Genomic DNA, 6361 nt, shown 5'->3' on the forward strand with positions numbered 1-6361 from the left:
CTTTTTTGCCCAGAGAGATGTTGCGTTTGATCAATAACTCGACTTTTCCGTGCTATTTAGCCGAGTTTTTTATCAATCTGGATGCCATTTGGTGGTGGATTGAGCTACTAACTCAAACGAAACAGAGCAAAGTTACGCGAAATATTGTCTGCATCATTTTGTCAGTTTGGTTGCTTCTTGATAGGATGCTTAAACAGCCAAAAACAACGCTACATCGACCATTCATAACGCAAACCGATGAGTAAAAAACAAAAAGAAAAGGAATTAATATGACGATCACCATGTTCGGCATCCCAAACTGCGACACAATTAAAAAAGCCAAAAAGTGGCTAGAAGCAGAAAACGTAGCATTTGATTTCCACGATTACCGTAAACAAGGTATCGACGCTGCAATGGTTACTGAATTTTGTAACGCCTTGGGATGGGAACAAGTCCTCAACAAACGCGGCACGACTTTCCGCCAACTGACTCAAGAACAGAAAGATTCACTAAACGCAGAGAACGCGATTGCTCTATTGGTGGAAAACCCAGCAATGATTAAGCGTCCAATCTTGAAAGTGCAAGATCAACTTCATATCGGTTTCAAAGCAGACCAATACGCGACCATTTTTAACTCTTAATGTAAGGAATACTCAAGGATGACAGACAGTCCAGTACTGGCACTCGCTAAAGACCTGATCAGCCGCCAGTCCGTAACGCCTGAAGATGCAGGCTGTCAGGATGTAATGATCGAACGCCTAAAAGCACTAGGTTTTGAAATCGAAGTGATGGTGTTTGAAGACACCACAAACTTCTGGGCTCGACGTGGTACAGAAGCGCCACTGTTTGCTTTTGCCGGTCACACCGATGTGGTACCTGCGGGCAAGCTAGAGCAATGGGACACTCACCCATTTGAACCAACCATTATCGATGGTTACTTACATGGTCGCGGTGCGGCAGATATGAAAGGCTCATTGGCTTGCATGGTGGTAGCGGTAGAACGTTTTATCGCAGAAAACCCAAACCATAAAGGCTCTATTGGCTTTTTGATCACTTCTGACGAAGAAGGCCCATTCATTAACGGCACCGTTCGCGTGGTTGAAACCCTAATGGCACGCGGTGAGAACATCGATATGTGTATCGTAGGCGAACCTTCAAGTACAGAAGTCGTTGGCGATGTGGTGAAAAATGGTCGTCGTGGATCGATCACCGGTGACCTAACGGTAAACGGGACACAAGGTCATGTCGCCTACCCTCACCTAGCAAACAATCCCGTTCACCAGTCTCTAATGGCGATTCACGAACTCGCGACAACCGAATGGGACCAAGGTAACGACTACTTCCCTCCAACCAGTTTCCAGATCCCGAACGTTTCAGCAGGTACTGGTGCATCTAACGTCATTCCTGGCGAGTTTAATGTTCAGTTCAACCTGCGCTTTAGCACCGAGCTAAGCAACGACATCATCGTTCAACGCGTAACAAAAACGTTAGACAAACATGAATTGGATTACGACTTAAAATGGACGTTCAACGGCGACCCGTTCTTAACAGATACTGGTGCGCTACTGGATGCCGTAGTTGCAGCAGTGGATGAAGTTAACAACACAAAACCAGCCTTGCTGACAACTGGCGGCACATCGGATGGCCGCTTTATCGCCCGCATGGGTGGTCAAGTAGTAGAACTTGGCCCAGTAAACGCAACGATTCATAAAGTGAACGAGTGCGTGAAAGTTGACGACTTAGAGAAGCTGACTGACATGTACGAAAATACATTGAAGCACCTGTTAGCAAAATAAACCGCATAAGAGCGTACAACAACGTATTTAACGAGAACACCATGACACCAGAGCAACTTACCGGAATCACCGATTCGCATCTGCAATCTACCTTAGTCGGACAAAAGGCTTTTATGCTTCATCCTGAAGTGGCTGACGATTTGCTTAAGATGATTGAAGCGGCAACCGAAGCCGGCTTTAAGATGGAAATTGCCAGCGGCTTTCGTGATTTTCATCGCCAAAAAGCCATTTGGAACGGTAAGTTTTCTGGTGAATTGCCAATTCTTGACTCGAATTCCCAGCCTCTTAGCAAAGCAGAGTTAGGTGACGAAGAAAAGCTCATGGCGATTCTGCGTTGGTCAGCTCTGCCCGGTGGCAGTCGTCATCACTGGGGCTGTGACTTTGACGTTTATGCTCGCAACTTATTGCCACAAGACACCATGCTTCAATTAGAGCCTTGGGAATACCTTGATGGTCACCAGCGTGCATTCTATCAATGGTTAGCCGCTAACCTTGGCTCATTTGGCTTTTTCTTTCCTTATCAACAAGACTTAGGTGGTGTCGCTATCGAACCTTGGCACATTAGCCATAAAGCAGTAGGACAACAGTGCCTCGCGCACCTAACGCCTGCGCTGCTAAAAACTCAGCTGAAGCAGCAAAATCAGATCGATAGCATTGCAGGGATTGAAGTCATACTGAATAATTTGGATAACGTCGTAGAACGATTCATTCAAAATATCACGCCGCCGGAGGCTCTATGATAGAACTGCTAACCAACCCTTGGGTCATTATCATCATAGTACTCAGCATCGTTGTCGGTAATATTGCTGCGCTTAAGTACACTGCTAAGATGAAGTTTGGTCAGATGGATAAAGGTCGTAAGAACGATTTAGACAAACTGAATGAGCTAGACAAAGAACGCTACGACGATAAAGGCCAAAAGAAGAAAGACGAACCTCGTTAATTTAAGAGTGCTCTTTCACTCAAAATCGTAGACTGAACATTAGACCAAGGCATCGTATTCAGAAGATCAAAAAAGGGACCACTGAGGTCCCTTTCGTTTATCTGTCTTGAAGACAATTGTAGCTAGTCTTTCACAACCGCGGCTAATACTGGCGCTAGTGATTTTAAGAATTCTTCCTCTACTGGCTTACCAGAAGAGTCCGTAATGTTGATTGAAGTACGGTTGCCTAAATCACCCAATAGGAAAGTGTACTTACCTGGGGCTAGGTCAACTGGCTTCACGCCGATGTCATTCCAGAATTCATCATCTGGAGATGCGTACTTCGCGGTCACCGTACCTTGAGATTGGCTGCGTTCTTCAATCTTGAAGCCCATCTTAGGTAGCGTATCTGGTAGACGATTCCAAACCACATTGTACTGAGCACGAGCGATGATCACTGGCAGGCCACTGCGATCTTTACCCATTGTGATAGGGATGTGCTTCACAAGCTCTTGCGCCTTACGCTGTGCTTCTTCACGAACGTGTTGATCATAACGCGCCGTTACCAAGTTAGTCATAAACACGTTGTAACGCTCACGGTTAGTACGTGTCACTTCTTTGACTTGGTTGCCTTCGCGCCAGTCAATCAAGCTAACCTTAAAGCCATGACGACCATTCACCTCACCACGAGTGATTTCGTATCGGCTACCGATTTCCATCTCTTCGTCTGGTGAGTTCCAAGTGACCCAACCGGTTTCAATGCGGTTGTCAGTTTGGCTTTCTACAGGAATCTTGTTCTCAGAAACCATCTCTTGAACCGTTCGCCAAACTTTATCCAATTCATCCTTGCGAAGCAGCCATAGTGTCACTTCACCGTCGCTGCTACGATCAAGACGAGCGCCAGGAATCAGTTCCAGTACTTGTTGAGGTGGGCGAATATCCACGTTTTTACCAATACCGCCGCTGTAGTTTCCTTGAGGAATGCGGTAGTTAGGGTAAAACTGAGGAACAGCACCTGCGGGTACACTCCACTCTTCCAGAGATGGGGTGTTCAAATACTCGAAGTCGTCTTTTGCTTGACGACGTTGGTTGGCACCGCCTGAACAGGCAGTCAATACGAATACAGCTAGTGAGCTTAACACTAACTGGCTTGAAAGCTTCATTTATACTCCTAAAACACTGAGGGCGTACTTGCCCCCAGCATGAACTTCAATCCTAGTCACTCAATCTTAATAAATGCGGGCGTCTGTTAACGCTTGTTCCACAACTGGCTGAGATTTTTCAGAAAGCTCGACAAGAGGAAGGCGTAAACCACCTTCTTCAATCAAACCAAGCTTATGTGCTGCCCATTTTACTGGGATTGGGCTTGATTCAACGAACAGATTTTTGTGCAGTGTCATCAAACGTTGGTTGATAACTTCTGCTTCTTCGTACTTATCTTCACTTGCCAAATGGAACATGTCAGCCATGTCTTTAGCCGCAATATTATTCGTTACCGAGATAACGCCGTGACCGCCAAGTCTAACAAATTCTAGGCCAGTCGCATCATCACCACTTAGTAAGATAAAATCTTCGCCACAAAGTTCACGGTGAAGTGCAATTCGGCTTAAATCACCGGTTGCGTCTTTTAATGCCACGATATTATCAAGCTTTGACAAACGTGCCACTGTCTCAGGCAATAAATCTACTGCAGTACGACCTGGTACATTGTACAAAATTAGAGGTACATCACTCGCTTCAGCAATAGCTTTGTAATGTTGGAACAAACCTTCTTGTGTTGGTTTGTTGTAGTAAGGCGTCACACTCAGGTAACCAGAGATACCAGAATCCGCTAATAATTTGCTAAACGTAACTGCTTCGTGGGTTGCATTTGCGCCCGTACCAGCAATCACTGGGATACGACCGTCTGCAAACTCAACGATTTTATTAACGACCTTTACATGCTCTTCAATGGTCAGAGTCGCAGACTCACCTGTCGTGCCTACTGCCACAATACCGTCGGTACCTGCTTCTACATGGTACTCAACAAGCTTTTGCAGACCATCAAAGTCTACTTCACCATCTGGCTTAAATGGTGTAATCAGCGCTACGATACTTCCTGAAAACATGTTTATCTCCCTCAATTTACTCTTTCTGCATGGTACTGTAATGCGATTGACAAACACAAGAGCGTAAACTCGCTTACAAAGTACAAATGAATGAATAATTACCAGTTGTTAGAGGTCTCGCAACTAAATTGTGAATTTTGTTCTCAATTCCAGCCATTCTGATAATCGTATTGTCTTGTGGCAAGCCATTACCCAGCTCAGCTTGCCATCTTAAATTAGCCGCGGAATATACTCTTTCACCTTTAAGCTCAAGTCAGCACTGAGTGAATTAATAGAGTGCTCAACAACCAAAGTGTTCACATAATCAACAAAGCGTTTCCATGAGTTTAAAAAAAGAACTGACTCGACATTTCTCTGTTGTATCTGTGCTAACATCTCTCTATTGAAAGAAAGGACAAGAAGCTCATTTATGAAGCAACATCTGGTACTTACAGCGGTTGGAACGGATCGTCCGGGCATATGTAACCAAGTGGTTAGGCTCGTCACTCTTGCTGGCTGTAACATTGTCGATAGCCGTATCGCTATCTTTGGTAACGAATTTACCCTCATTATGCTACTTACTGGGAATGCCAGTAATGTCACCCGTGTTGAGACACAATTGCCACTGCTTGGGCAAGAACATGACCTTATTACCATCATGAAGCGAACGTCGGCGCACGAGTTGCTCGACAACAGCTACACCATGGAAGTGTTTATTGAATCTGAGGACCGGATCGGTCTTACTGAAAAATTCACTCAGTTCTTCGCTGATAAACAGATTGGCCTACATTCTCTTAGTGCGCAAACCATCAGTAAATCAAAAATTCAGCTCGATGCGGATCAATTCCACATCGCAATCACTGCATCAGTGAGTGCAGACTGTAACCTGATGCAACTGCAAGAAGAATTCGATGAACTTTGTCATACGCTCAACGTACAAGGTTCTCTGAATTTCATTAAAAACACACTATAAGTAAAGGAAATAATAATGAATACGCTGACAGCAGGCTCGCCAGCGCCAGCCTTCTCTTTGCTCGACCAAGATGGCAACACCGTTTCTTTAGGTGATTTTAAAGGTAAAAAAGTTCTGTTTTACTTCTACCCTAAGGCGATGACGCCGGGTTGTACGACCCAGGCAAAAGGTCTGCGTGATGTAAAAGCAGCGCTAGATGAACACAACGTTGTCGTTTTAGGCGTAAGTATCGATCCAGTAAAACGCCTTGGTAAATTCATCGAGCGTGATGAGCTAAACTTCACGCTACTTTCAGACGAAGATCATGCAGTTGCAGACCAATTCGGCGTTTGGGGCGAGAAGAAGTTCATGGGTAAAGTGTACGATGGCCTTCACCGCATCAGCTTCCTAATCAACGAAGAAGGCGTGATTGAGCACGTGTTCAACAAGTTCAAAACCAAAGATCACCACGAAGTGGTTGTGAACTACTTGAAAGAAAACGCGTAAGCTTAGCTTTCATCCAAATACCAAAAAGCCCAGCAATCGCTCTGTCTCTTGATCACAAGTCTAGTGATCAAGAGACATTGCGAGTTCGTAGCCTTCAAGGATGGTTTGTAGTTTAAAC

Annotated in this window: 8 protein-coding genes; 6 read left to right on the plus strand and 2 right to left on the minus strand. The window is 45.0% G+C overall.

What is annotated here, in order from left to right; translation table 11 throughout:
- The first annotated feature begins 269 nt into the window (after positions 1 to 269).
- The 4 genes from OQJ86_RS09415 to OQJ86_RS09430 are packed head-to-tail and all read left to right on the plus strand — an operon-like array spanning position 270 to position 2718.
- A complete protein-coding gene (locus OQJ86_RS09415; RefSeq protein ID WP_038879202.1) occupies positions 270 to 620 on the plus strand; it encodes an ArsC family reductase in 351 nt (116 codons plus the stop codon).
- 18 nt (positions 621 to 638) lie between these two features.
- The gene (gene dapE / locus OQJ86_RS09420; RefSeq protein WP_039976994.1) at positions 639 to 1775 is read left to right on the plus strand and encodes a succinyl-diaminopimelate desuccinylase; all 1137 of its coding nucleotides are present in this window, start codon (positions 639 to 641) and stop codon (positions 1773 to 1775) included.
- A gap of 41 nt (positions 1776 to 1816) precedes the next feature.
- On the plus strand, positions 1817 to 2515 hold the full coding sequence (locus OQJ86_RS09425) for a M15 family metallopeptidase (RefSeq protein ID WP_045421116.1): 699 nt from the start codon (positions 1817 to 1819) through the stop codon (positions 2513 to 2515).
- On the plus strand, positions 2512 to 2718 hold the full coding sequence (locus OQJ86_RS09430) for a DUF2897 family protein (protein WP_038864771.1): 207 nt from the start codon (positions 2512 to 2514) through the stop codon (positions 2716 to 2718). Before OQJ86_RS09425 ends, OQJ86_RS09430 begins: the two co-directional genes overlap by 4 nt.
- Positions 2719 to 2840: 122 nt before the next feature.
- Here the strand turns inward: OQJ86_RS09430 and bamC are convergent, their stop codons facing one another.
- Positions 2841 to 3860 carry an outer membrane protein assembly factor BamC gene (bamC, locus tag OQJ86_RS09435; RefSeq protein WP_063344124.1) on the minus strand — a complete coding sequence of 340 codons (1020 nt, stop codon included), beginning with the start codon at positions 3858 to 3860 and terminating at the stop codon, positions 2841 to 2843.
- Between the two features lie 66 nt (positions 3861 to 3926).
- On the minus strand, positions 3927 to 4805 hold the full coding sequence (gene dapA / locus OQJ86_RS09440; RefSeq protein WP_104042173.1) for a 4-hydroxy-tetrahydrodipicolinate synthase: 879 nt from the start codon (positions 4803 to 4805) through the stop codon (positions 3927 to 3929).
- A gap of 409 nt (positions 4806 to 5214) precedes the next feature.
- On the opposite strand from dapA, the gene OQJ86_RS09445 reads away from it, so the two are divergent.
- On the plus strand, positions 5215 to 5757 hold the full coding sequence (locus tag OQJ86_RS09445) for a glycine cleavage system protein R (RefSeq protein ID WP_038864765.1): 543 nt from the start codon (positions 5215 to 5217) through the stop codon (positions 5755 to 5757).
- Positions 5758 to 5772: 15 nt separating this feature from the next.
- Positions 5773 to 6243 (plus strand): thioredoxin-dependent thiol peroxidase, encoded by a 471-nt coding sequence (gene bcp, locus OQJ86_RS09450; RefSeq protein WP_038864763.1) that lies wholly within the window; start codon positions 5773 to 5775, stop codon positions 6241 to 6243.
- The last annotated feature ends 118 nt before the right edge of the window (positions 6244 to 6361 follow it).

This window comes from Vibrio sp. Sgm 5 (assembly GCF_026241575.1).
GTDB classification, from domain to species: domain Bacteria; phylum Pseudomonadota; class Gammaproteobacteria; order Enterobacterales; family Vibrionaceae; genus Vibrio; species Vibrio jasicida.